Origin of the sequence: Streptomyces sp. NPDC006691 (genome assembly GCF_042869955.1) — a bacterium.
In the GTDB taxonomy this organism is placed as follows: domain Bacteria; phylum Actinomycetota; class Actinomycetes; order Streptomycetales; family Streptomycetaceae; genus Streptomyces.
Map to the genome: position 1 here is coordinate 15,566 of NZ_JBIAGW010000008.1, position 21,618 is coordinate 37,183.

21 protein-coding genes are annotated in these 21,618 nt (G+C 71.9%); 15 read left to right on the plus strand and 6 right to left on the minus strand.

Translation table 11 applies throughout. The annotated features are described in order from the left end of the window. Positions 1–96 precede the first annotated feature (96 nt). Complete coding sequence (locus tag ACFYNP_RS19185) at positions 97–954, minus strand: SDR family oxidoreductase (RefSeq protein WP_388786671.1); 858 nt, start codon at positions 952–954, stop codon at positions 97–99. Between the two features lie 173 nt (positions 955–1,127). Here ACFYNP_RS19185 and ACFYNP_RS19190 point away from each other — a divergent pair, with 173 nt between their 5' ends. Then, a complete protein-coding gene (locus tag ACFYNP_RS19190; RefSeq protein ID WP_388787010.1) occupies positions 1,128–1,484 on the plus strand; it encodes a winged helix-turn-helix transcriptional regulator in 357 nt (118 codons plus the stop codon). 76 nt (positions 1,485–1,560) lie between these two features. On the opposite strand, the gene ACFYNP_RS19195 is transcribed toward ACFYNP_RS19190, so the two are convergent. The 5 genes from ACFYNP_RS19195 to ACFYNP_RS19215 form a co-directional block, all read right to left on the minus strand. Continuing rightward, on the minus strand, positions 1,561–2,625 hold the full coding sequence (locus ACFYNP_RS19195) for a 2-oxoacid:ferredoxin oxidoreductase subunit beta (protein WP_388405469.1): 1,065 nt from the start codon (positions 2,623–2,625) through the stop codon (positions 1,561–1,563). Further along, positions 2,618–4,555, minus strand: coding sequence for a 2-oxoacid:acceptor oxidoreductase subunit alpha (locus ACFYNP_RS19200; protein ID WP_388405472.1), 1,938 nt, complete (start codon positions 4,553–4,555; stop codon positions 2,618–2,620). Before ACFYNP_RS19200 ends, ACFYNP_RS19195 begins: the two co-directional genes overlap by 8 nt. Before the next feature lie 309 nt (positions 4,556–4,864). Continuing rightward, entirely contained in the window at positions 4,865–5,524 is a 660-nt protein-coding gene (locus tag ACFYNP_RS19205; RefSeq protein WP_388406943.1) for a LuxR C-terminal-related transcriptional regulator, read from the minus strand. Between the two features lie 267 nt (positions 5,525–5,791). Continuing rightward, positions 5,792–7,117 carry a sensor histidine kinase gene (locus ACFYNP_RS19210; protein ID WP_388406946.1) on the minus strand — a complete coding sequence of 442 codons (1,326 nt, stop codon included), beginning with the start codon at positions 7,115–7,117 and terminating at the stop codon, positions 5,792–5,794. A 326-nt stretch (positions 7,118–7,443) separates the two neighbouring features. Continuing rightward, positions 7,444–8,667 (minus strand): sensor histidine kinase, encoded by a 1,224-nt coding sequence (locus ACFYNP_RS19215; RefSeq protein ID WP_388405474.1) that lies wholly within the window; start codon positions 8,665–8,667, stop codon positions 7,444–7,446. A gap of 225 nt (positions 8,668–8,892) precedes the next feature. Between ACFYNP_RS19215 and ACFYNP_RS19220 the strand changes: the two genes are divergently transcribed. The 14 genes from ACFYNP_RS19220 to ACFYNP_RS19285 all read left to right on the plus strand — a co-directional run bounded on the left by ACFYNP_RS19220 (position 8,893) and on the right by ACFYNP_RS19285 (position 21,606). Further along, positions 8,893–9,276: an NADH-quinone oxidoreductase subunit A gene (locus ACFYNP_RS19220; protein ID WP_100578212.1), complete on the plus strand. Its 384-nt coding sequence runs from the start codon at positions 8,893–8,895 to the stop codon at positions 9,274–9,276. Further along, positions 9,267–9,872: an NADH-quinone oxidoreductase subunit B gene (locus ACFYNP_RS19225; protein WP_161247389.1), complete on the plus strand. Its 606-nt coding sequence runs from the start codon at positions 9,267–9,269 to the stop codon at positions 9,870–9,872. Before ACFYNP_RS19220 ends, ACFYNP_RS19225 begins: the two co-directional genes overlap by 10 nt. Then, complete coding sequence (locus ACFYNP_RS19230) at positions 9,869–11,188, plus strand: NADH-quinone oxidoreductase subunit C (protein WP_388786674.1); 1,320 nt, start codon at positions 9,869–9,871, stop codon at positions 11,186–11,188. Before ACFYNP_RS19225 ends, ACFYNP_RS19230 begins: the two co-directional genes overlap by 4 nt. Then, positions 11,181–12,149, plus strand: a complete 969-nt coding sequence (locus tag ACFYNP_RS19235; protein ID WP_100578064.1) for a complex I subunit 1 family protein — start codon at positions 11,181–11,183, stop codon at positions 12,147–12,149. Before ACFYNP_RS19230 ends, ACFYNP_RS19235 begins: the two co-directional genes overlap by 8 nt. Beyond that, complete coding sequence (locus tag ACFYNP_RS19240; RefSeq protein ID WP_388786677.1) at positions 12,149–12,901, plus strand: NuoI/complex I 23 kDa subunit family protein; 753 nt, start codon at positions 12,149–12,151, stop codon at positions 12,899–12,901. Before ACFYNP_RS19235 ends, ACFYNP_RS19240 begins: the two co-directional genes overlap by 1 nt. Continuing rightward, positions 12,898–13,536, plus strand: coding sequence for an NADH-quinone oxidoreductase subunit J (locus tag ACFYNP_RS19245; RefSeq protein WP_388405483.1), 639 nt, complete (start codon positions 12,898–12,900; stop codon positions 13,534–13,536). Before ACFYNP_RS19240 ends, ACFYNP_RS19245 begins: the two co-directional genes overlap by 4 nt. Further along, on the plus strand, positions 13,536–13,919 hold the full coding sequence (gene nuoK, locus ACFYNP_RS19250) for an NADH-quinone oxidoreductase subunit NuoK (RefSeq protein ID WP_388405486.1): 384 nt from the start codon (positions 13,536–13,538) through the stop codon (positions 13,917–13,919). The genes ACFYNP_RS19245 and nuoK overlap by 1 nt, the downstream gene beginning before the upstream one ends. Next, positions 13,916–15,916 (plus strand): NADH-quinone oxidoreductase subunit L, encoded by a 2,001-nt coding sequence (locus ACFYNP_RS19255; protein ID WP_388786680.1) that lies wholly within the window; start codon positions 13,916–13,918, stop codon positions 15,914–15,916. Before nuoK ends, ACFYNP_RS19255 begins: the two co-directional genes overlap by 4 nt. A gap of 3 nt (positions 15,917–15,919) precedes the next feature. Next, on the plus strand, positions 15,920–17,494 hold the full coding sequence (locus ACFYNP_RS19260; RefSeq protein ID WP_388405490.1) for a NuoM family protein: 1,575 nt from the start codon (positions 15,920–15,922) through the stop codon (positions 17,492–17,494). After that, the gene (locus tag ACFYNP_RS19265; protein WP_388786683.1) at positions 17,491–19,083 is read left to right on the plus strand and encodes an NADH-quinone oxidoreductase subunit N; all 1,593 of its coding nucleotides are present in this window, start codon (positions 17,491–17,493) and stop codon (positions 19,081–19,083) included. The genes ACFYNP_RS19260 and ACFYNP_RS19265 overlap by 4 nt, the downstream gene beginning before the upstream one ends. 205 nt (positions 19,084–19,288) lie before the next feature. Beyond that, on the plus strand, positions 19,289–19,753 hold the full coding sequence (locus ACFYNP_RS19270; RefSeq protein WP_388405495.1) for an MscL family protein: 465 nt from the start codon (positions 19,289–19,291) through the stop codon (positions 19,751–19,753). A gap of 147 nt (positions 19,754–19,900) precedes the next feature. Beyond that, positions 19,901–20,764 (plus strand): zinc metalloprotease HtpX, encoded by an 864-nt coding sequence (gene htpX, locus ACFYNP_RS19275; protein ID WP_388405498.1) that lies wholly within the window; start codon positions 19,901–19,903, stop codon positions 20,762–20,764. After that, positions 20,761–21,153, plus strand: coding sequence for a YccF domain-containing protein (locus ACFYNP_RS19280; RefSeq protein ID WP_388405501.1), 393 nt, complete (start codon positions 20,761–20,763; stop codon positions 21,151–21,153). Before htpX ends, ACFYNP_RS19280 begins: the two co-directional genes overlap by 4 nt. 183 nt (positions 21,154–21,336) lie before the next feature. Then, entirely contained in the window at positions 21,337–21,606 is a 270-nt protein-coding gene (locus tag ACFYNP_RS19285; RefSeq protein WP_388405504.1) for a GlsB/YeaQ/YmgE family stress response membrane protein, read from the plus strand. Positions 21,607–21,618 lie beyond the last annotated feature (12 nt).

Here is a 21,618-nt window from a genome sequence, read left to right on the forward strand (position 1 = left end):
CACTGGTCCTCCCGCGCGCTCGATTCCAGGCAGAAGGTAGCGCCGAAGAGACCGCGGTGTCATGCCCGTATCGCCATACGGTCCTGACGGCCTGCCCTACGCGGCGAGTGCGGCCCGGACCGTCGTCCCCAGCGGGGTGGTCGGGCGGCCGATCAGGCGGGCGAGGTCGCCCGGGGTGGCGGCCAGGCGGCCCCGCTCGATGGCGAGGTCGACGTCCACCAGGAGCTCCGCGAACGCGGCGGGCAGCCCCGCGCCGGTCAGGATGGCAAGGTGGGCCTCGGGGGTGACCGCGTTGTAGGCGACCGGTTCGCCGGTGGCGGCCGCGACCTCGGCCGCGTACTCGGCGAACGACCACGCCACATCGCCGCTCAGCTCGTACGCCCGGCCCAGGTGGCCCTCGCCGGTCAGCACCACGGCGGCGGCCGCCGCGTAGTCGGCGCGGGCCGCCGAGGCCACCCGGCCCTCGCCCGCGTTGGAGACGACGGCGCGGTGCGCGAGGACCGGCGCAAGGTTGGCCGTGTAGTTCTCGGTGTACCAGCCGTTGCGCAGGAACGTGTACGGCAGGCCCGATTCGAGGATCAGCCGCTCGGTCACCTTGTGCTCGTCGGCGAGCGCGAAGTCGGCGTCGGGGCCGCCGAGGATGCCGGTGTAGGCGAGCTGGGCGACGCCCGCGGCCTGCGCCGCCTCGATCACCGCGGTGTGCTGCGGAACGCGCCGGCCGACCTCGCTGCCGGAGATCAGCAGCACCCGGTCGCCGGCCCCGAAGGCTCCGGCCAGGGTGGCGGGCTCGCTGTAGTCGGCGACGCGGAGCTCCACGCCGCGGGCGGCGATGCCGGCCGCCTTCTCCTTGTCGCGTACGACGGCGACGATCTCGCTCGCCGGTACCCGCGTGAGCAGGTCCTCCATGACGAGACGGCCGAGGGATCCGGTGGCTCCGGTGACAACGATGCTCATGGTGTGGCTCCTCATGCGTAGGTGGGTTCCAGCCTACGGATAGCGCTAACCATCGGAAAGTACACACTTTGAAGTAAGGTACTGGTATGGGAGTAAGTGGACGGAGAGTCGTCGGAGGTGCTGCCGTGGATGCCGCCGGGGAGCGTGGGCGGCGGGAGGCGGCGCGCGAGGCCATGTGCCCGCACCGGCTGGTGCTGGAGCACGTCACCAGCCGCTGGGGCGTCCTGGTCCTGGACGCGCTGCTCGACCGCTCGTACCGGTTCAGCGAGCTGCGCCGGGAGATCGGCAAGCTCAGTACCGTCAGCGAGAAGATGCTGGCCCAGACGCTTCAGACGCTGGAGCGCGACGGCTTCGTGCACCGGGACGCCAAGCCCGTGATTCCGCCCCGCGTCGACTACTCGATCACCCCGCTCGGTCGCGAGGCCGCCGAGCAGGTGCGGGCGCTGGCGCGCTGGACCGGCGTCCGGATGGACGACGTGCAGCGGGCGCGGGCCGCCTACGACGCGGCCCGGGAGTCGGCCGGAGCCTAGGCGCGACGAAGCCGGGTGCCCGGCCGGGGTCCGTGGGGACTCGCGGCCGGGCACCCGGCTTCGTCATCGCTCCGGATCAGCCGACGACGGTCCAGGTGTCCTTGCCGGCGAGCAGGGAGCCGAGGTCGCCCTTGCCGTTCTGCTCGATGGCGGTGTCGAGCTGGTCGGACATGAGGGTGTCGTAGACCGGCCGGTCGACCGAGCGGAACACCCCGATCGGGGTGTGGTGCAGGGTGTCCGGGTCGGCGAGGCGCGACAGCGCGAACGCCGTGGTCGGCGAGGCCTGGTGGGCGTCGTGGACGAGGATGTCGGCCTCGTTCTCCGGCGTGACCGGGACGACCGCGAGGTCGCCGGTGGCCGGGTCACGGACGACGCCCTTGGCCCGGTCCGCGCCGAAGCGGATCTGCTGTCCGTGTTCGAGCCGGATGACGGCTTCCTCGGCCTGGTCCTTGTCCTTGAGGACCTCGAAGGCGCCGTCGTTGAAGATGTTGCAGTTCTGGTAGATCTCCACCAGCGCGGTGCCCGGGTGCTCGGCCGCCTGGCGCAGCACCTCGGTGAGGTGCTTGCGGTCGGAGTCGACGGTGCGGGCCACGAAGGAGGCCTCGGCGCCGATCGCGAGGGAGACCGGGTTGAACGGCGCGTCCAGGGACCCCATCGGCGTCGACTTGGTGATCTTTCCGACCTCGGAGGTCGGCGAGTACTGGCCCTTGGTCAGACCGTAGATCCGGTTGTTGAACAGCAGGATCTTCAAGTTGACGTTGCGGCGCAGCGCGTGGATCAGGTGGTTGCCGCCGATGGACAGGGCGTCGCCGTCACCGGTGACCACCCAGACGCTCAAGTCCCGCCGTGAGGAGGCGAGTCCGGTCGCGATGGCCGGGGCGCGGCCGTGGATGGAGTGCATCCCGTAGGTGTTCATGTAGTACGGGAAGCGGGAGGAGCAGCCGATGCCGGAGACGAAGACGATGTTCTCCTTGGCCAGGCCGAGCTCGGGCATGAAGCCCTGCACGGCGGCCAGGACCGCGTAGTCGCCGCAGCCCGGGCACCAGCGGACCTCCTGGTCCGACTTGAAGTCCTTCATCGACTGCTTCGCCTCGGCCTTGGGGACCAGTTGCAGCAGCTCGTTGGCGTGAGCGTCAGGCATGGATGGCCTCCTTGAGAGCGGTGGCGAGCTGCTCGGCCTTGAACGGCATGCCGTTGACCTGGTTGTAGGAGTGCGCGTCGACCAGGTACTTGGCGCGGATCAGGGTGGCGAGCTGGCCGAGGTTCATCTCCGGCACGACGACCTTGTCGTAGCGGGCCAGGAGGTCGCCGAGGTTCTTCGGGAACGGGTTGAGGTGGCGCAGGTGGGCCTGCGCGATCGGCTCGCCGGCCGCCCGCAGCCGGCGCACGGCCGCGGTGATGGGGCCGTACGTGGAGCCCCAGCCGAGCACCAGGGTGCGGGCGCCGTCGGGGTCGTCCACGGTCAGATCGGGGACCTCGACGCCGTCGATCTTGGCCTGGCGGGTGCGGACCATGAAGTCGTGGTTGGCCGGGTCGTAGGAGATGTTGCCCGTGCCGTCCTGCTTCTCGATGCCGCCGATCCGGTGCTCAAGGCCCGGCGTGCCCGGTACCGCCCACGGGCGGGCCAGGGTCTGGGGGTCGCGCTTGTAGGGCCAGAACACCTCGGTGCCGTCGGCCAGCGTGTGGTTCGGCCCGCTCGCGAACCGGACCCGCAGGTCCGGGAGTTCGTCGAGCTCCGGCACCCGCCACGGCTCGGAGCCGTTGGCGAGGTAGCCGTCGGAGAGCAGGAAGACCGGGGTGCGGTAGGTCAGGGCGATCCGCGCCGCGTCCAGGGCCGCATCGAAGCAGTCCGCCGGGGTCTTCGGCGCGACCACCGGCACCGGGGCCTCGCCGTTGCGCCCGTACATCGCCTGGAGCAGGTCGGCCTGTTCGGTCTTGGTCGGCAGACCCGTCGAGGGCCCGCCGCGCTGGATGTCCACGACGAGGAGCGGAAGTTCGAGCGAGACCGCGAGACCGATCGCCTCGGACTTCAGGGCCACGCCCGGACCCGACGTCGTCGTCACCGCGAGGGAGCCGCCGAAGGCCGCGCCGAGCGCCGCGCCGATTCCGGCGATCTCGTCCTCGGCCTGGAAGGTGCGCACGCCGAAGTTCTTGTGCCGGGACAGCTCGTGCAGGATGTCGGAGGCCGGAGTGATCGGGTACGAGCCCAAGTACAGCGGCAGATCGGCCTGTTGGGCCGCCGCGATCAGGCCGTAGGACAGGGCCAGGTTCCCCGAGATGTTGCGGTAGGTGCCGGCCGGGAAGGCCTGGGTCGCGGGGGCGACCTCGTAGGAGACGGCGAAGTCCTCGGTCGTCTCGCCGAAGTTCCAGCCCGCGCGGAACGCCGCCACGTTGGCCTCGGCGATCGCGGGCTTCTTCGCGAACTTCGAGCGCAGGAACTTCTCGGTGCCCTCGGTCGGCCGGTGGTACATCCACGACAGCAGACCGAGCGCGAACATGTTCTTCGACCGCTCGGCCTCCTTGCGGGAGAGCCCGAACTCCTTGAGCGCCTCGATCGTCAGCGTCGTCAACGGCACCGGGTGCACGTTGTACGCGGACAGCGAGCCGTCCTCAAGGGGCGAGGTGTCGTAGCCGACCTTCGCCATCGCCCGCTTCGCGAACTCGTCCGTGTTGACGATGATCTCGGCGCCCCGCGGCACGTCCGCCAGGTTGGCCTTCAACGCCGCCGGATTCATCGCGACCAGCACGTTCGGCGCGTCACCCGGGGTCAGGATGTCGTGATCGGCGAAATGCAGCTGGAAACTCGACACACCGGGAAGCGTTCCGGCAGGTGCCCGGATCTCGGCCGGGAAGTTCGGCAGCGTCGACAAGTCGTTTCCGAACGACGCCGTCTCCGAGGTGAACCGGTCACCGGTGAGCTGCATACCGTCACCCGAGTCACCCGCGAAGCGGATGATGACCCGGTCGAGTCGCCGGACTTCCTTCTCGCCGGCTGGCTTGCGCTGCTCCCCGACGACGGCCCCATCGGCTCCGTCTGCCTGCTCGGCTGGGCTACTGACCTGGCTGGTCACTGAACTGGACCTCCCTCGGGCGGGCTGCTCGGGCGCATCCGGCCGACCGGTAGCGCCAAGGCCCACCCTACGTCGGTAAGGGTCGCCTTCCCTGGACCGCTCATATGTTGGACGCTCTTTTGAGACGCCTTATTGCCCTGAATTGCCACGAATTATTCGCCCCCCGGCCCTTCTGCTGGAACGCCCGGTCATCCTTCTTTGGTTGTAGGTCCCGCCGTGGCGGAAGCCCGCGGGCGGCGTGTCAGCTTGGCCCGGCGACCGGATTCCGGCGCCGGCGGCCCGCCCGATCCCCGACAGGGTGACACCCGGTCATGAATTGATATAGGTCAGGACCGCGAGAACGCGGCGGTGATCCCCGTCACTCGGCGAGAGGCCCAGCTTCAGGAAGATGTTGCTGACGTGCTTCTCGACCGCGCCGTCGCTGACCACCAGTTGCTTGGCGATCGCCGAGTTCGTCCGGCCCTCGGCCATGAGTCCTAGGACCTCCCGCTCGCGCGGCGTCAGATGGGCCAGGACGTCCTGCTTGCGGCTGCGCCCCAGGAGCTGCGCCACGACCTCGGGGTCCAGGGCGGTACCGCCCCGGGCGACCCGCACCACGGCCTCGACGAACTCCCTGACCTCGGCCACCCGGTCCTTCAGGAGATAGCCGACGCCCCGGCTCGACCCGGCGAGCAGCTCGGTCGCGTACTGCTCCTCGACGTACTGGCTCAGCACCAGGACGCCGATGTCCGGGTACAGCGCGCGCAGCTGGACCGCCGCGCGCACGCCCTCGTCGGTGTGGGTCGGCGGCATCCGTACGTCCGCCACCACGACATCGGGCAGCGCGCCCTGGTCGGCGAGCTCTCCCACGGTCTTGACCAGCGCCACCCCGTCGCCCACGCCCGCGACGACGTCGTGCCCCCGGTCGGTCAGCAGGCGGGTCAGGCCCTCCCGAAGCAGTACCGAGTCCTCGGCGATGACCACCCGCACCCTGTCCTCCACGACTCCACAGCCCCCGTGCTCTGTCGGCTCCCCAGGCCCGCGCCCGTCGGGCGCGCGCCCCACAGCTCTGCGCAAGCCGTGGCGTTGTGCCGTCCAGCATCTCAGCATCCGGCCGCGAAACCGCGCCCGCCAGGCAAAAACCCCCCGACCCGAGGTTTACGGGCCGGGGGGTGGTACGGGGTGTCACCGTGCCGTTCGAGGCGCGGGGTACGCCCGGTGCGGGGCCGGCGGCGCGCCCGGACCGCGGCTCAACTCCTAGGAGCGCCAAGGCAGTTCGGCGGTGATGGTCGTCGGGCCGCCGGGCGGGGAGTCCACGGCGAGGATGCCGTCCACCGCGTCGAGCCGATCGGCGAGGCCCGCCAGGCCGGAACCCGCCGAGGCGTCCGCGCCCCCGCGTCCGTTGTCGACGACCTGGAGCATCAGACGCTCGCCGGCCTGCCAGACGTCCACCGTGGCCCGGCTCGCGCCGCTGTGCTTGCTGACGTTCTGGAGGAGTTCGCAGACGGTGAAGTACGCGATGCCCTCAATGGCCGGAACCGGTCGGCCCGGCAGATCCACCTCGACCCGGACCGGAACCGTGCAGCGGGACGCGACGGCGGAGAGGGCGGCGTCCAGGCCCCGGTCGGTGAGGACCGCGGGGTGGATGCCGCGGGCCAGGTCGCGCAGCTCCTGGAGGGCGACCTTCACCTCGCCGTGCGCCTCGTCGACCATGCGGGCCGCCGTCTGCGGGTCCTCGGCCAGCTTCTCCTTGGCGAGGCCGAGGTCCATGGCGAGGGCGACCAGGCGGGCCTGCGCCCCGTCGTGCAGATCGCGCTCGATCCGGCGCAGATCGGCGGCCGAGGTGTCCACGACCACGCCGCGGTCCGACTCCAGCTCGGTGACCCGCTCCTCCAGACGCGAGGGGCCGAGCAGCCCGACGGCCATCACCCGGTCCACCGCCGTGAGACCGCGGATCAGCCACGGCACGGCCAGCGTGATCAACAGGCCCGCGGCCGCGGTCAGGGCGATCTCGAACGGCGTGTCCAAGTACACGTTGTGGTGGTCGTCGCCGTAGAGCTGGAGGCCGGCCTGGCCGGCGTACATGGGGAACACCCAGCGCCACAGCGGGTAGCTGAACAGCGCCCAGCCGGTCAGCCAGAGCGGCAGCGCCGTGCAGAAGGCGAAGACCGCCCAGGGGAAGTGGAGCACCGAGTAGATCAGGTGGCGCCAGGAAACCCCGCTCTTGAGGACGCCGCCGATCCACGACATGAGGCCGCCGCGCGAGCGCACCGGCCGCGGCTCGTCGATCTCGACCCCGAGCAGCGCCCGCGCCCGGGCCCGCTCCAGCACGCCGAGCCCCCGGCAGCCCATCAGGGCCACCGCCATCAGCGGAATGCCGATGAAGGTGACCAGGAGCCCGGCACTCGCCGACACCATGGGCACGGCCCAGCAGAACAGCACGATGCTGATCGGCAGGCTCAGCAGCAGATAACCGAACTCGCGGAAGGTGCGGCCCTCGAACGGCGCCCGCAGCACCGCCGGAAGGAGGTGTCGCCGCCGCTCGGGGGAGCGCGCCACGCCGTACCCGTACTCGGTGTCCATGGTCATCGGTCCGTCCGTCCATTCCGTGTGCCGCGTGGACGCCGACTGCGCGCCGCCCCCTGTGACCTCCAGCCTGTCCTGCGCGGGCGCCCCCGGCCATGGAGCCGGTCACCCTCTTCGACCGGGGGTTTTCCCTACCCCGGGGCACTCCCGAGGGCCCTCACGGGGCCCGATCGGTCCTGCGGGCCTCGGTTTGGTCCCGCTGCCCCGGGTCGGTCCGGCGGGTCCCGGTCGGTCCGGCGGGTCCCGGTCGGTCCCGCTGCCCCGGGTCGGTCCGGCGGGTCCCGGTCGGTCCCGTCGCCCCTGGTCGGTCCTGTCGGCCCCGGTCAGTCCTGCGGACCCCGGTCGCGCCACGGCAGCTCGGCCGTCACGACCGTCGGGCCGCCGGCCGGCGAATCGAGGACGAACAGGCCGTCCACCGCGCCGAGCCGCTCGGCCAGACCCGCCATGCCGGAGCCGCCGTCGAGCCGGGCACCGCCCACCCCGTCGTCCTCGACCTGGATGAGCAGCCGGTCCGCGCTGCGCCACACCTCGACCGACGCGGCCCGCGCCCGGCTGTGCTTGCTGACGTTCTGGAGGAGCTCGGAGACCGTGAAGTACGCGATGCCCTCGATGGCGGGCGCGGGCCGTCCGGGCAGGTCGACGGCGACCTTCACCGGTACCGTGCAGCGCGTCGCGATGGCGGAGAGAGCGGCGTCGAGCCCGCGGTCGGTGAGGACCGCGGGGTGGATGCCGCGGGCCAGGTCGCGCAGCTCCTGGAGGGCCAGCTTCACCTCGCCGTGTGCCTCGTCGACCATCGCGGCCGCCGTGTCCGGGTCTTCGAGGAGCTTCTCCTTGGCGAGGCCGAGGCCCATGGCGAGAGCCACCAGGCGGGCCTGCGCCCCGTCGTGCAGATCGCGCTCGATCCGGCGCAGGTCCGCCGCCGCCGTGTCGACGACCACGCCCCGGTCGGACTCCAGCTCCGCGATCCGCCGCTCCAGGCTGTCCGAAGGGGAGAGCAGGGCGCGCACCATCATCCGGTCCGCGTTGGTGAGCCCCCGCGCGATGAAGCCGAGCAGCGGCCACGCCACGAACAGCGAGACCAGCGTCACCACGAAGGTCAGGATCCCCCAGGGCAGCCGCACGAACTCGTACAGCACATTGCGCCAGGCCACCGGGTCGCGCAGGCTCGTCCACAGCCAGGGGAAGAAGCCGCCGTGCCTGCTCGGACGCGCCGGGATCGGGGTGGGCTCCTCGACGTGCACCCCCAACAGGGCCCGCGCCCGCGCCCGTTCGGCCTTGCCGAGCTGACGTGCGCCGAGCAGCCCCACCGCGAGCAGCGGAAGACCGATCACGGTGACGGAGAGCCCGAGCCCGAGCGCGACCATCACGACCACGTAGACGAAGCCGATCAGGGCCATCGGGAAGTCGGCGAGGAGATGCGCGACCTCCTTCCAGGTGTGCCGCTCGTAGGCGAACCGCACGGCGGGCGGAGCGGCCTTCTCGTCGTCGGCGGCCGCGCCCGGCTGTTCTGCTGCGTACCGCTGCTGCTCGCGGAGGGTCCTGGTCATGGTGCCAAGCCTGCCGGGCGGAGATCGGCGGCGCCATGGGGTGCCGCACCCTCCTTGTACGGGGGAAAACCCCACCCCGGCGGCCCAAGCCGTGAGACGCGCCTGCGAAGGGCCCCCTTAGCAGGGCCTAGACTCCCGTCCGTACACAGCGTCGAACAGGGCGCGACGAGATCATCGAGGCCAGGGAGCGAGGGGCGCGACGTGCCGGAACCGACCGTGCGCCAGATGCCGGTGTTGGCTGCCGACTACTTCCACAGCTATGCGGTCGTGGGCCTGCTGGCCGTGGTCGGCGTGCTGTTCGTCGCCGTGGCCTTCGGGGCCGGGCGGCTGCTGCGGCCCGTGGTGCCGACGCCGGAGAAGCTCCTCACCTACGAGTGCGGCGTCGACCCGGTGGGCGAGGGCTGGGCCCACACCCAGGTGCGCTACTACGTCTACGCCTTCCTGTACGTGATCTTCGCCGTGGACTCGATCTTCCTCTTCCCCTGGGCGACCGTCTTCGCGGCCCCCGGCTACGGCGCGACCACCCTCGTCGAGATGTTCATCTTCCTCGGCTTCCTGGCCGTGGGACTGCTCTACGCATGGAAGAAGGGCGTCCTGGAATGGACGTGACGACTCCCGGACCCGCGTCGCAGCCCGTGCTGCTGCCCGAACCGAAGAAGCTGGGCGTGCTCTCGCGCCTGGCCCCCGAGCCGATGAAGGTGGTCCTCAACTGGGGCCGCCGCTACAGCCTCTGGGTCTTCAACTTCGGCCTCGCCTGCTGCGCCATCGAGTTCATCGCGGCCTCCATGGCCCGCCACGACTTCATCCGGCTCGGCGTGATCCCCTTCGCGCCCGGACCGCGCCAGGCCGACCTCATGATCGTCTCCGGCACGGTGACGGACAAGATGGCGCCCGCGGTCAAGCGGCTCTACGAGCAGATGCCCGAGCCCAAGTACGTCATCTCCTTCGGCGCCTGCTCCAACTGCGGCGGCCCGTACTGGGATTCGTACTCGGTGACCAAGGGCGTGGACCAGATCATCCCGGTCGACGTGTACGTGCCCGGCTGCCCGCCCCGGCCCGAGGCGCTGCTCCAGGGCATCCTCAAGCTCCAGGAGAAGATCGCCCGCGAATCGCTCGGCGAGCGGTACGCGAACGCGGCCACCCCCGCCCAGCTGACCAGCGGGCTCGTCGCCGCCCCGCCGACCCCGGGGGAGGACCGGGCGTGACCGCGTACGACACCCTGCCCGACGGCGTCACCGAGATCTTCGGCGCGGAGGCCACGGCGGAGGAGGCCTACGGGCTGCTCACCGTCGACGTGCCGGCCGGCTCCTGGATCGCCGCGCTCGAAATCGCCCGCGACAAGCTGGGGTGCACCTACTTCGACTGGCTGAGCGCGGTCGACGAGCCCGGCTCCGGCTTCCGGATCTGCGCGCACGTCGTCTCGCTCGGCGAGGGCCGGGTGCGGCGCCTGCTCGTGCGCACGACCGTGCCGCACTCGGCGCCGGTGCTGGCCTCCGCCATCGACGTCTACGCGGGCGCGGCCTGGCACGAGCGCGAGACCCACGAGATGTTCGGCGTGGACTTCACGGACCACCCCCACCTGGTCCCGCTGCTCCTGCCCGAGAACTTCGAGGGCCACCCGCTGCGCAAGGACTTCGTCCTCGCGGCCCGCGTCGCCAAGGCGTGGCCCGGCGCGAAGGAGCCGGGGGAGCCCGCGGCGGGTGCGGCGCACGGCGGGCCCAAGCGCCGCCAGATGCTCCCGCCCGGCGTTCCCGACCCGAACGAATGGGGCCCCCTCAAGGGCCAGTTGCCCCCGGCCCCGGCCCGCCCGGCCCGCACCCCGCGTGCGGCGGGGGCGGCCGGAGCCGAGCGCCCCGCGCGCGCGGCCGGCGACCGCCCGGTGCGGCGCGCCCGAAGCGTGTCCGAGGGCTCGGCGTCGCAGGCGGCCACCCCGGCCGACGCGACCGGTACGGGGACCCCGGCGACCCCGGCGACCCCGGCGACCCCGGCGACCCCGGCGACCCCGGCGGGCTCGGAGGGCGCGGAGGCTCCGGCCGCGACGGAAGCCCCGGCGGTACGCCCCAGGCGCACCCGCACGGCGAGCGAGGGTTCGGCGTCGCAGGCGGCCCCGGAGGCGCCGGCTGCCCCGGAAGCCCCGGCGGCCCCGGCCACTCCGGGGACCCCGGCTGCCACGGAGGTCCCCGAGGAGCAGGGGAGGCCGGCCGGCCCCGGAGGCCCGGAGGCTCCGCCCGCCCCCGGGGCTCCGGAAGTTCCGGCCGTACGCCCCCGGCGGAGTCGGAGTGCGAGCCAAGGCTCCGCCTCGCAGCAGGGCGGGGACACGGCGGAGCGGCGCGCCGCTCCGCCCCGTACGCGCAGCTCGGACGCCCCCTGGCACAGCCCGAAACCCGCCTTCGACGAGGAGGAGCCGGACGCGAAGCCCGCCCCGGCCCCCGTTACCGAAGAGCCGGAACCCACCGACCCGGCCGAACCCACTGGCCCCGCCGAACCCACCGACCCCGCCGGAGGCGACCCGCGTGAATGACGCACTCGACGTCGCCGTCCGGCTTGTCGTCGTCTTCGTCGTGTTCCTGGTCCTCCCCCTCGTCGTCGGGCAGACCGAGCACAAGGTGATGGCGCACATGCAGGGGCGGCTCGGCCCCATGTACGCGGGCGGCTTCCACGGCTGGGCCCAACTCGTCGCGGACGGCGTGAAGTTCGCCCAGAAGGAGGACGTCGTCCCGGCGGCCGCCGACCGGCGCATCTTCCAACTTGCCCCCGCCGTCGCCCTGTTGCCCTATCTCCTCGTCCTCGTCGCCGTGCCGATCGGCCCGAGCGAGGGCGCGGTCGGCCAGGTCGTCGACGCGGGCATCTTCTTCGTGCTCGCCGTGATGGGCGTGGGCGTACTCGGCTCGCTGATGGCGGGCTGGGCATCGGCCAACAAGTTCTCCCTGCTCGGCGGACTCCGCACCGCGGCGCAGCTGCTCGCGTACGAACTGCCGATGCTGCTCGCCGCCGCCTCCGTGGCGATGGCGGCCGGCACGGTCTCGCTGCCCGGCATCCTCAACGCCTTCCACTGGTGGTGGCTGCCCTGGCAGATCGTCGGCGCCCTGGTCTTCTTCGTCGCGGGCCTGGCCGAACTCCAACGGCCGCCGTTCGACATGCCCGTCGCCGACTCCGAGATCATCTTCGGTGCGTACACCGAGTACACGGGCCTGCGCTTCGCGCTGTTCCTGCTCGCCGAGTACGCCGGCATCGTCGTCCTGTGCGGCCTGACCACCGTCCTGTTCCTGGGCGGCTGGCACGGCCCGTGGGGCGCGGACGGTCTCGGCTGGGTCTGGACCCTGCTCAAGACGGCCGTGCTCGCCTTCGTCGTGATCTGGCTCCGGGTCAGCTACCCCCGCCTCCGCGAGGACCAGCTGCAGAAGCTCGCCTGGACCACGCTCATCCCGCTCGCGCTCGCGCAGATCGCGCTCACCGGCATCGTGAAGGTGGCGATCAGCTGATGTCTCCGATCCCCGGTTCCGGCCTCGCCAAGGGCCTCGCCGTGACGCTCCGCACGATGACGAAGAAGACCGTCACCGCGCAGTACCCCGACGTCCAGCCCGAACTTCCGCCCCGCAGCCGGGGCGTGATCGGCCTGTTCGAGGAGAACTGCACGGTCTGCATGCTGTGTGCCCGCGAGTGCCCCGACTGGTGCATCTACATCGACTCCCACAAGGAGACGGTGCCCGCCGCCGTGGAGGGCGGCCGCGAACGCAGCCGCAATGTCCTCGACCGGTTCGCCATCGACTTCTCGCTCTGCATGTACTGCGGCATCTGCATCGAGGTGTGCCCCTTCGACGCGCTGTTCTGGTCGCCGGAGTTCGAGTACGCGGAGACCGACATCCACGAGCTCACCCACGAGCGCGACAAGCTGCGCGAGTGGATGTGGACGGTGCCGGCCCCGCCCGCGCTCGACCCCGGCGCCGAGGAGCCGAAGGAGGTCGCCGCCGCCCGCAAGGCCGCCGACAAGCTGGCCGCCGCGCAGGCAGCGGAGGCAGCGCAAGCGGCGGAGGCAGCCGCGACTGAGCAGGCCGCGCAGGCCGCCGCGTCCGCGGAGGCAGCCGGGTCCGCGGAGGCAGCCGGGTCCGCGGAGGCAGCCGGGTCCGCGGAGGCAGCCGGGTCCGCCGGGGCTGCGGGTCCCGCGTCCACGGACCACCCCGCGGACCGCACCGACCCCACCCCGAACACCGGCCCCGAGGGAGGCCAGGCATGAGCGCGACCCTCGCCCAGGCGGCCCTCACCGCGCCGCAGGGCTTCCTGTCGCCGAGCGGTGTGGAGATCGCCTTCCTCCTGGTCGGCATCGCCACCCTCGGCGCGGCCGTCATGACCGTCACGACCCGCCAGCTGGTGCACGCCGCCCTGTGGCTGGTCGTGGCGCTCGGCGGCCTGGCCGTCGAATACCTGCTGCTCACTGCGGAGTTCATCGCCTGGGTTCAGGTCCTCATCTACGTCGGTTCGATCGTGGTGCTCCTCCTGTTCGGTCTGATGCTCACCAAGGCCCCCATCGGCCGCTCCCCGGACGCCGATTCAGGCAACCGCTGGGTGGCCCTGACCGTGGCCGTCGCCGCCGCCGGGACCCTGGTCTGGGTCGTCGTGGACGCCTTCCGCACCAGCTGGATCGACCTGGACGGACCGGCCCAGGGCTCCACCAAGGTGTCCGGAGAGATCCTCTTCCGGCACTGGGTGCTGCCCTTCGAGGCGCTGTCCGTACTGCTCCTTGCCGCCCTCGTCGGCGCGATCGTGCTGTCCCGCAAGAGTGCCCCCGGTGACACCGCCGGTGAAGCCTCGGCCGCTGTCGCCCCCGGTGAGCCCTCCGCCGCCGCCGCACGTGAGACGGAGTCGCGCTGATGCACCTCGCCTATCCCGCCGTGCTCGCCGTCCTCCTGTTCTGCACCGGTCTCTACGGTGTGCTCGCGCGGCGCAACGCGATCCTGGTCCTGATGTCCGTAGAGCTGATGCTCAACGCGGTCAACCTCAACCTGGTCGCCTTCGACGTCTGGCTGCGCGACACCCTCCACGGCGGCCAGGCGCTCACGCTGTTCACCATCGCCATCGCCGCCGCCGAGATCGGCATCGGCCTCGCGATCGTGCTCGCCGTGTACCGCAACCGCGGCAGCTCCGACATCGACCGGCTCCGCGACACCGCCGAGGGCCACGGCCAGGACCCGGCCGACCCCGAAGGTCCCGAAGACCCCGCCGCCCCGGCACAGAAGGCTGAGGCCGCCGCGTGACCACCACGACCCTCGCCGTCCTCGTTCCGCTCCTCCCGTTCCTCGGCGCCGCGGCCGGCCTGCTGCTCGGCCGCCGCGCGCCCGGCTTCGTCCGGCCGCTCGCCGTGCTCCCGACATTCGCCGCGTTCGTCCTCGCCGTCGTCGTCGCCGTCGACCAGGGCGGCGGCAGGGCGATCGACGCGGCCACCCGGCTCACCCCGACCGGCTCGGTGCCGATCGAACTCGCCCTCCACCTGGACGGGTTCGCGGTCCTCGTCGCCGTCCTGGTCGGCCTGGTCGCCACCTGCGTCCAGCTCTACTCGACGGGCTATCTGCGCGACGACCCGCGCTACACCTCGTACGCCGCGCTCGTCTCCCTCTTCACCTCCGCGATGCTGCTGGTCGTCTACTCCGGCGACCTGATGGTGCTCCTGGTCGGCTGGGAGATCATGGGCATCTGCTCGTACTTCCTGGTCGGCCACTACTGGGAGACCCCCGAGGCGCGGGCCGCCTCGCTGAAGGCCTTCCTGGTCACCAAGCTCGGCGACGTCCCCTTCCTCATCGGTCTGTTCGCCCTCGCCACCGACGCCGGCACGTTCCGGATCACCGGCGTCGTCCAGGCCGCCCTCACCGGCGGCATCGGCCACCCCACCCTCGTCGCCCTGCTGCTGCTCGCGGGCGTGGCCGGCAAGTCCGCCCAGTTCCCGCTGCACACCTGGCTGCCGGACGCGATGGCCGGCCCGACCCCGGTCTCCGCGCTGATCCACGCCGCGACGATGGTCGCCGCCGGCATCTACTTCGTGGCCCGGCTGCTCCCCGTCTTCGCCGCGTCCGCCGCCGCCCTGACCGTGCTCGCCGTGATGGCCGCGATCACCATGGTCGGGTCCGGTCTGGCCGCGCTCGCCCAGGACGACATCAAGCGCGTTCTCGCCTACTCGACCATCGGCCAGCTCGGTTATCTCTCGGGCGCCCTGGCCGTCGGGGACCGCGGGGCCGCCGTCTTCCACCTCCTGTCGCACGGCGCCTTCAAGGCGCTGCTCTTCCTCGCGGCCGGCGTGGTCATCCACGCGGCCGGCACCAACTCCCTGACCGCCATGTCCCGCATGGGCGGCCTCGCCAAGCGCATCCCCGACGCGTACTGGACGATGACCGTCGCCCTGCTCGCGCTCGCCGCCATCCCGCCCTTCGCCGGCTTCTTCTCCAAGGAGGCCGTCCTGTCCGCCGCCGAGCACACCGCGCTCGGCGAGAGCCAGGTCGCCCCGTCCGGCGCCGGCTGGACCGTGCTGATCGCCGGGCTCCTCACCGCCCTCCTGACCGCCGCGTACGCGACCCGGCTGTGGCTGCTCGCCTTCCGCGGCAGGGGAGCGGAGGCCCCGGACCACGGCCGTCAGCCCTTCGTCATGAACGCCGTCCTGTGGGTGCTCGCCATCCCCTCCATCGGCTTCGGTCTCACCGCCGGCCACCTCGGCGACTGGTTCGACGGGCGCGCGCTCACCCCGGCCGTCACCACCGCCGTCCTGTCCACGGGCGTCGCCCTGGTCGGCGGCCTGGTCACCTACGCGGCCTGGCGCCACACCTCGGCCCTGGCCGCGCGCACCCCGATGGGCGCCGTCGCCGCCCACCCCGAGGGCGACGGCGGGCTGGTCGAGGAGGAGGCCATCGCCAGCCACGCCGAGGTCTACGGCTCCATCGCCTCCGCGCCCGACCCGGCCGACCCCGGCCGGCTCCTGCTGGGCCCGCTGCACCGCCACGCGGCCACCGGCTTCCACCTGGACGCCGTGTACTCCGCCCTGTTCGTCCGCCCCGTCCTGGCCGCGGCCGGCCTGGTCCGCTTCCTGGACCGGGAGGTCGTCGAGACGTACGTACGCGCTGCGAGCGCCGGGCCGCGGTGGCTCGGCCGGGCCGTGCGCCGGGCGCAGAACGGCAATGTGCAGAGCTACCTCAGCGCGCTGCTGGCCGGCTCACTCGTCCTGGCGGCCGCCGTGGTCGTCCTTGCCAACGTCACCGCGGGGTCCTGAGCCGTGATCGATATCAGCGAGTCCGTGATGCAGTTCCTTCTGGCGTTCATCGTCGTCGTCCCCCTCATCGGCGCCGTGGCCGCCCTGCTCCCCGCCCCGCCCGGGCTCAGGGGCAAGAGCCCCGACCAGGCCGTGCTCCGCCACGGCGTGACCGTGACCGGCGTGATCCTGCTCGCCGCGATCGTCCTCGCCCTCGGCTTCGACCACGGCCACCCGTCGAAGATGCAGGCCACGACGGACATCCAGTGGATCCCGGCGTTGAACGTCCACCTCCACCTCGGCGTCGACGGCATCTCGCTCCCCCTCCTCGTCCTGACCGCGCTGCTGACCTTCCTCTGCGCGCTGTACAGCTACTTCAAGATGCCTTCGGGCCCGGGCCCGAAGGCGTTCGTCGCGCTCCTGCTCGTCCTGGAGTCCGGCACCCTCGCCACCTTCGCCGTCCTCGATCTCGTGCTGTTCTTCCTCGCGTTCGAGATGGTCCTCATCCCGATGTACTTCCTCATCGCCCGCTGGGGCGGGGCCGAGCGGACCGCCGCCGCCTGGAAGTTCATCCTCTACACGCTGCTCGGCTCGGTCGTCATGCTGCTCGGCCTGCTCCTGATCGGGCTCAAGGCGGGCACCTTCGACATGGTGGCACTCGCCACTGACAACGGCCGGGGACTGACCACGTCCGTGCAGGTCATCGCCGTTCTGGCGATCGGGATCGGGCTCGCGGTCAAGACCCCGATGTTCCCCCTGCACAGCTGGCTCCCGGACGCCCACACCGCCGCCCCGACCGTCGGCTCGGTGCTGCTGGCCGGCGTCCTGCTGAAGATGGGCACGTACGGGTTCGTACGCATCGTGCTGCCGATCGCCCCGCACGGCATGCACACCTTCGCGCCCTACCTGGCCGCCTTCGCCGTCGCCGGGATCATCTACGGCTCGCTGGCCTGCCTCGCGCTCGCCAAGCAGGGCAACAAGGGCGACCTGAAGCGGCTCATCGCGTACTCCTCCGTCGGCCACATGGGCTTCGTGCTGCTCGGCATCGCCTCGATGACCCCCACCGGCGTGAACGGCGCGCTGTTCGCCAACATCGCCCACGGCCTCATCACGGGCCTGCTGTTCTTCCTGGTCGGCGCCCTCAAGGACCGCTACGGCACCGCTGACCTCGACACCCTGGCCGGCGCCACCGGAGCCGCCCTCTACGGCAGGGCGCCGCGCCTGGGCGGGCTCCTCGCCTTCGCGGCCGTCGCCTCCCTCGGGCTGCCCGGACTCGCCGGGTTCTGGGGCGAGATGCTCGCGATGTTCGGCGCGTTCGACCCGGCGGCCGGCCTCAGCCGCCCCGCGTTCCTCACCTTCGTGGCGATCGCCGCCCTCGGCACCCTGCTCACGGCCGCGTACCTGCTGGTCGTCGTGCGCCGGGTCTGCATGGGCGGCAAGCCCACCGAAGGCCCGCAGCTCGCGGACATCCAGGGCTACGAGTTCGCCGCCTGGAGCCCGCTCGTCGCGCTCACCGTCCTCGCCGGGCTCTGGCCCGCGGTCCTCCTCGGCCTGACCGACCCGGCCGTCCAGAAGCTCCTCGCAGGAGGCAAGTCGTGACCCCCGACGTCACCACCGCGGCGGCCGGCACCGCGAGCCTGGTCCAGTCCGTCGACTGGGTCGCGATCGCACCGCCCCTGATCGCCGCCGCGGTCGCCCTGGTCGTGCTGCTCGCCGACCTGTTCCTGCCGCCCGCGCGCAAGCCGCTGCTCGGCTGGATCACGATCGCGGGCCTCGTCGCGGCGCTGGCCGCCCTGGTTCCGCTGCGCACCGGCAGCCGCTCGACGTTCTGCCTGACCGCGAACCCGGACGCGTGCAGCTACACCGTCGACCAGTTCGCCTTCGTCATCCAGGCGCTGGTCCTCGGCGGCGCCCTGCTGACCGCGCTGCTCTCGGTCAAGGACACCGAGGAGAAGCTCCCGGCGGGCGAGTTCTGGTTCCTGCTGCTGTCCTCGGCGGCCGGCGCGGCCCTGCTGCCCGCCGCCCGCGACCTCGCCACCCTGATCGTCGCCCTGGAAGTCGCCTCGCTGCCCGCCTTCGCGCTGGTCGGCCTCAAGCGCGGCGACCGGCTGTCCTCCGAGGCGGCCCTGAAGTTCTTCCTGTCGTCGGTCACCGCCACCGCCGTGATGCTGCTCGGCGTCAGCTTCGTGTACGCGGCGACCGGCACCCTGCACCTCACGGAGCTCGCCACCAAGCTCGCGGACGTCCCGGGGCAGTTGGGCACGGTCGCCGAGACCGGGGTCGTGCTGACCCTGGTCGGCTTCGCCTTCAAGACGGCCGCCGCGCCCTTCCACTTCTGGGTGCCCGACACCTATGTGGGCGCGCCGCTGCCCGTCGCCGCCTACCTCTCCGTCGTCGGCAAGGCGGTCGGCTTCTCCGGGCTCATCCTGGTGACCGTCGTCGCCTTCCCGGCGTACGCGGACGTGTGGGGCCCGGCCCTCGCGGTGCTCGCCGCGCTGACCATGACCATCGGCAACGCGGCCGCCGTGCGCCAGTCCGCGACGCGCGCCCACAGCGCGGTGCGCCTGCTCGCCTGGTCCTCGGTCGGCCAGGCGGGCTACCTCCTGGTGCCGATCGCGGCCGCCGCGTACTCCGGCGACGACAAGGTCGGCGCCACCGTCGCGTACGCCCTGATGTACGCCGTCGTGAACCTGGGCGCCTTCGCGGTCGCCGCCCTGGTCGCCCGCGGCAAGCCGCTGAACCGCCTCACCGACTACCGGGGCCTGTACGCCGAGCGCCCCCTGGCCGCGCTGGCGCTCGCCTTCTTCCTGCTGTGCCTGGCCGGTCTTCCGCCGGGCATCATCGGCCTGTTCGCCAAGGTCACCGTGTTCTCGGCGGCCGTGGACGCGGGGCTCGGCTGGCTGGCGGTCGTCATGGCCGTCAACGTCGTCGTCGCCCTCTACTACTACCTGCGCTGGACCGCGATCCTGTTCCGCTCGCCGGAGACCGGCGACGAGCCGTCCAGAACGGCGGGGGCCCCCTCCGACCCCTCCGACCCCGCCGAGACTGCCGGGCCCGCCGCGCGGCCCGTACGCTCCCGCGTCCCGGCCCCCCTCGCGGTCGCGATCGCGCTCACCGCGACCGCAGGCGTCGTCCTGTCGGGCCTGCCCCAACTCGCCCTGCACTTCGCCTCGGTGACCCTCTTCTGAGGACGCCCGCCCGCCCATGGGCGCGCGCGGGGCGCGTCGGAGGACCCGTGCCCTCTTGCGCCCGCCGCCGCGTCTTGGCAAGCCTGGAGCGAGGGCGCGGTTTGGTGCGCACGCCCTGGAGAAGGCACTGTCGTACGCGCACATCCGGGCGCGTACGCGCGTACGACGGCGCGGAACCAGACGAGACACATCAGGGAGCAGAGCGGTGCTGAGCGGGTTCAAGGACTTCATCCTGCGCGGGAACATAGTCACGATGGCGGTCGGTCTGGCCGTCGGATCGGCCTTCACCGCGGTGGTCACGGGCTTCAGCACCGCGTTCATCACCCCGCTGATCGGCCTGGCGACCCGCTCGACCGGCGACTTCAGCACGGCGACCTTCACCGCCGAGGGCGTGACGTTCCCCTACGGAAAGTTCGTCGGCGCGGCGATCGCCTTCGTGATCACCGCCGCGGTGCTCTACTTCCTGGTCGTCGTGCCCATGATGAAGGTGCAGGCGCGCTTCGACCGGCGGGACAAGGACAAGCCGGTGGACATCAAGGCCGCGATGCGCGACTGCCCGCGCTGCTACTCGCAGATTCCCGGCATCGCCAGCCGCTGCTCGTACTGCACCAGCGAGATCGAGCCCGACGAGACGGCCCTGGAGATGGCCGGGCTGTCCGCGCAGCGCTGAGCCCGCCCCGTACGGCGTAACGCGCCCTCCAGCGCGCACAAGGGAACCCGCGTCCCCCGCCTGGCGTTGACCAGTACGGGAGGGTCCACTGGACAGTGGAAGGACCACCAGCGATGGCTCCCCACCGCACCACTTGGAGGGCGTACCGTGCACCGCCGGCACAACGGGCTGAGGACCGCCGTCCTCCTCGGAGGACTGTCCGCGATCATCATCGTCATCGGAGGCTTCTTCGGCCGTACCGGGCTGATCGTCGCGGTTCTGGTGGCGCTGGGCACCAACGCCTACGCGTACTGGAACAGCGACAAGCTGGCGCTGCGCGCCATGCGGGCGCGCCCGGTCAGCGAATTCGAGGCCCCGGCGCTCTACCGGATGGTCCGCGAGCTCTCGACGCAGGCCCGCCAGCCCATGCCCCGTCTGTACATCTCGCCGACGCAGGCCCCCAACGCCTTCGCGACGGGCCGCAACCCGCGCAACGCGGCCGTGTGCTGCACGGAGGGGATCATGCAGATCCTCGACGAGCGGGAGCTGCGGGGCGTGATCGGGCACGAGCTGAGCCACGTCTACAACCGGGACATCCTGATCTCGTCGGTCGCCGGCGCGCTCGCCTCGGTGATCATGTTCCTGGTCAACATCGCGTGGCTGATCCCCGTCGGCCGCTCCAGCGACGACGAGGGCCCCGGCATCTTCGGCATGCTCCTGGTCATGCTCCTGGGCCCGCTCGCGGCCTCGGTCATCCAGCTCGCGATCAGCCGCTCCCGCGAGTACGAGGCGGACGCGTCCGGCGCCCAGCTCACCGGCGATCCGCTGGCCCTGGCCAGCGCGCTGCGCAAGCTCGAAGCCGGCACCCAGCAGCTGCCGCTGCCGCCCGAGCCGCGCATCGAGACGGCCAGCCACATGATGATCGCCAACCCCTTCCGCCCCGGTCAGGGAGTGTCCAAACTGTTCTCGACCCACCCGCCGATGGCGGAACGCATCACCCGACTCGAACAGATGGCAGGTCGCCGCCCGTGAAGACAATCCTGAACATCATCTGGCTGATCCTGTGCGGCTTCTGGATGTTCCTCGGCTACCTGCTGGCGGGCGTGCTGCTGTGCGTCACCATCATCGGCATCCCGTTCGGCATAGCGGCGTTCCGCATCGGCATGTACGCCCTCTGGCCGTTCGGCTACACGGTCGTCGACCGGCAGGGCGCGGGCGCGCCCTCGTGCGTCGGCAACGTCCTGTGGCTGGTGCTCGCCGGCTGGTGGCTGGCGCTCGGCCACATCGTCACCGGTATCGCGCTGTGCGTCACGATCATCGGCATCCCGCTGGGCATCGCCAACTTCAAGCTGCTCCCGGTGTCGCTGCTGCCCCTGGGCAAGGAGATCGTCCGCACGGACGAGCCGTTCGCCGCGCGCTGAGGGGCGAGCGGGCCTGCGGCCGGCCGCAGGCCACCGGGGTGGCCGCTGTGGCCTGCGACGCACCCTGACGAGAGCCGCAACCTTGCGCGCCGCGACGGCGTCTTCCCCGACGACCGAATGGTTGCGGGGTTACGCAATACGGCAGATGCCCCGTGCAGCGCGTACGAAAGGCAGGTTCCCGGAATGGGCATCGTCAGCTGGATCGTTCTCGGACTGCTCGCCGGGGTGATCGCCAAGGTCCTGCTCCCCGGCCGCGACCCGGGCGGTCTGATCGGCACGACCCTCATCGGCATCGCGGGAGCGTTCGTCGGCGGCTGGATATCGGCCCGCTGGCTGGACCGCCCGATCACCAACCACTTCTACGACGGCGCCACTTGGGTGGCGGCGATCGGCGGCTCGCTGGTGCTGCTGATCATCTACCGCATCCTGTTCGGCAATTCACGCGGCCGCTGACCAACCGGCCAC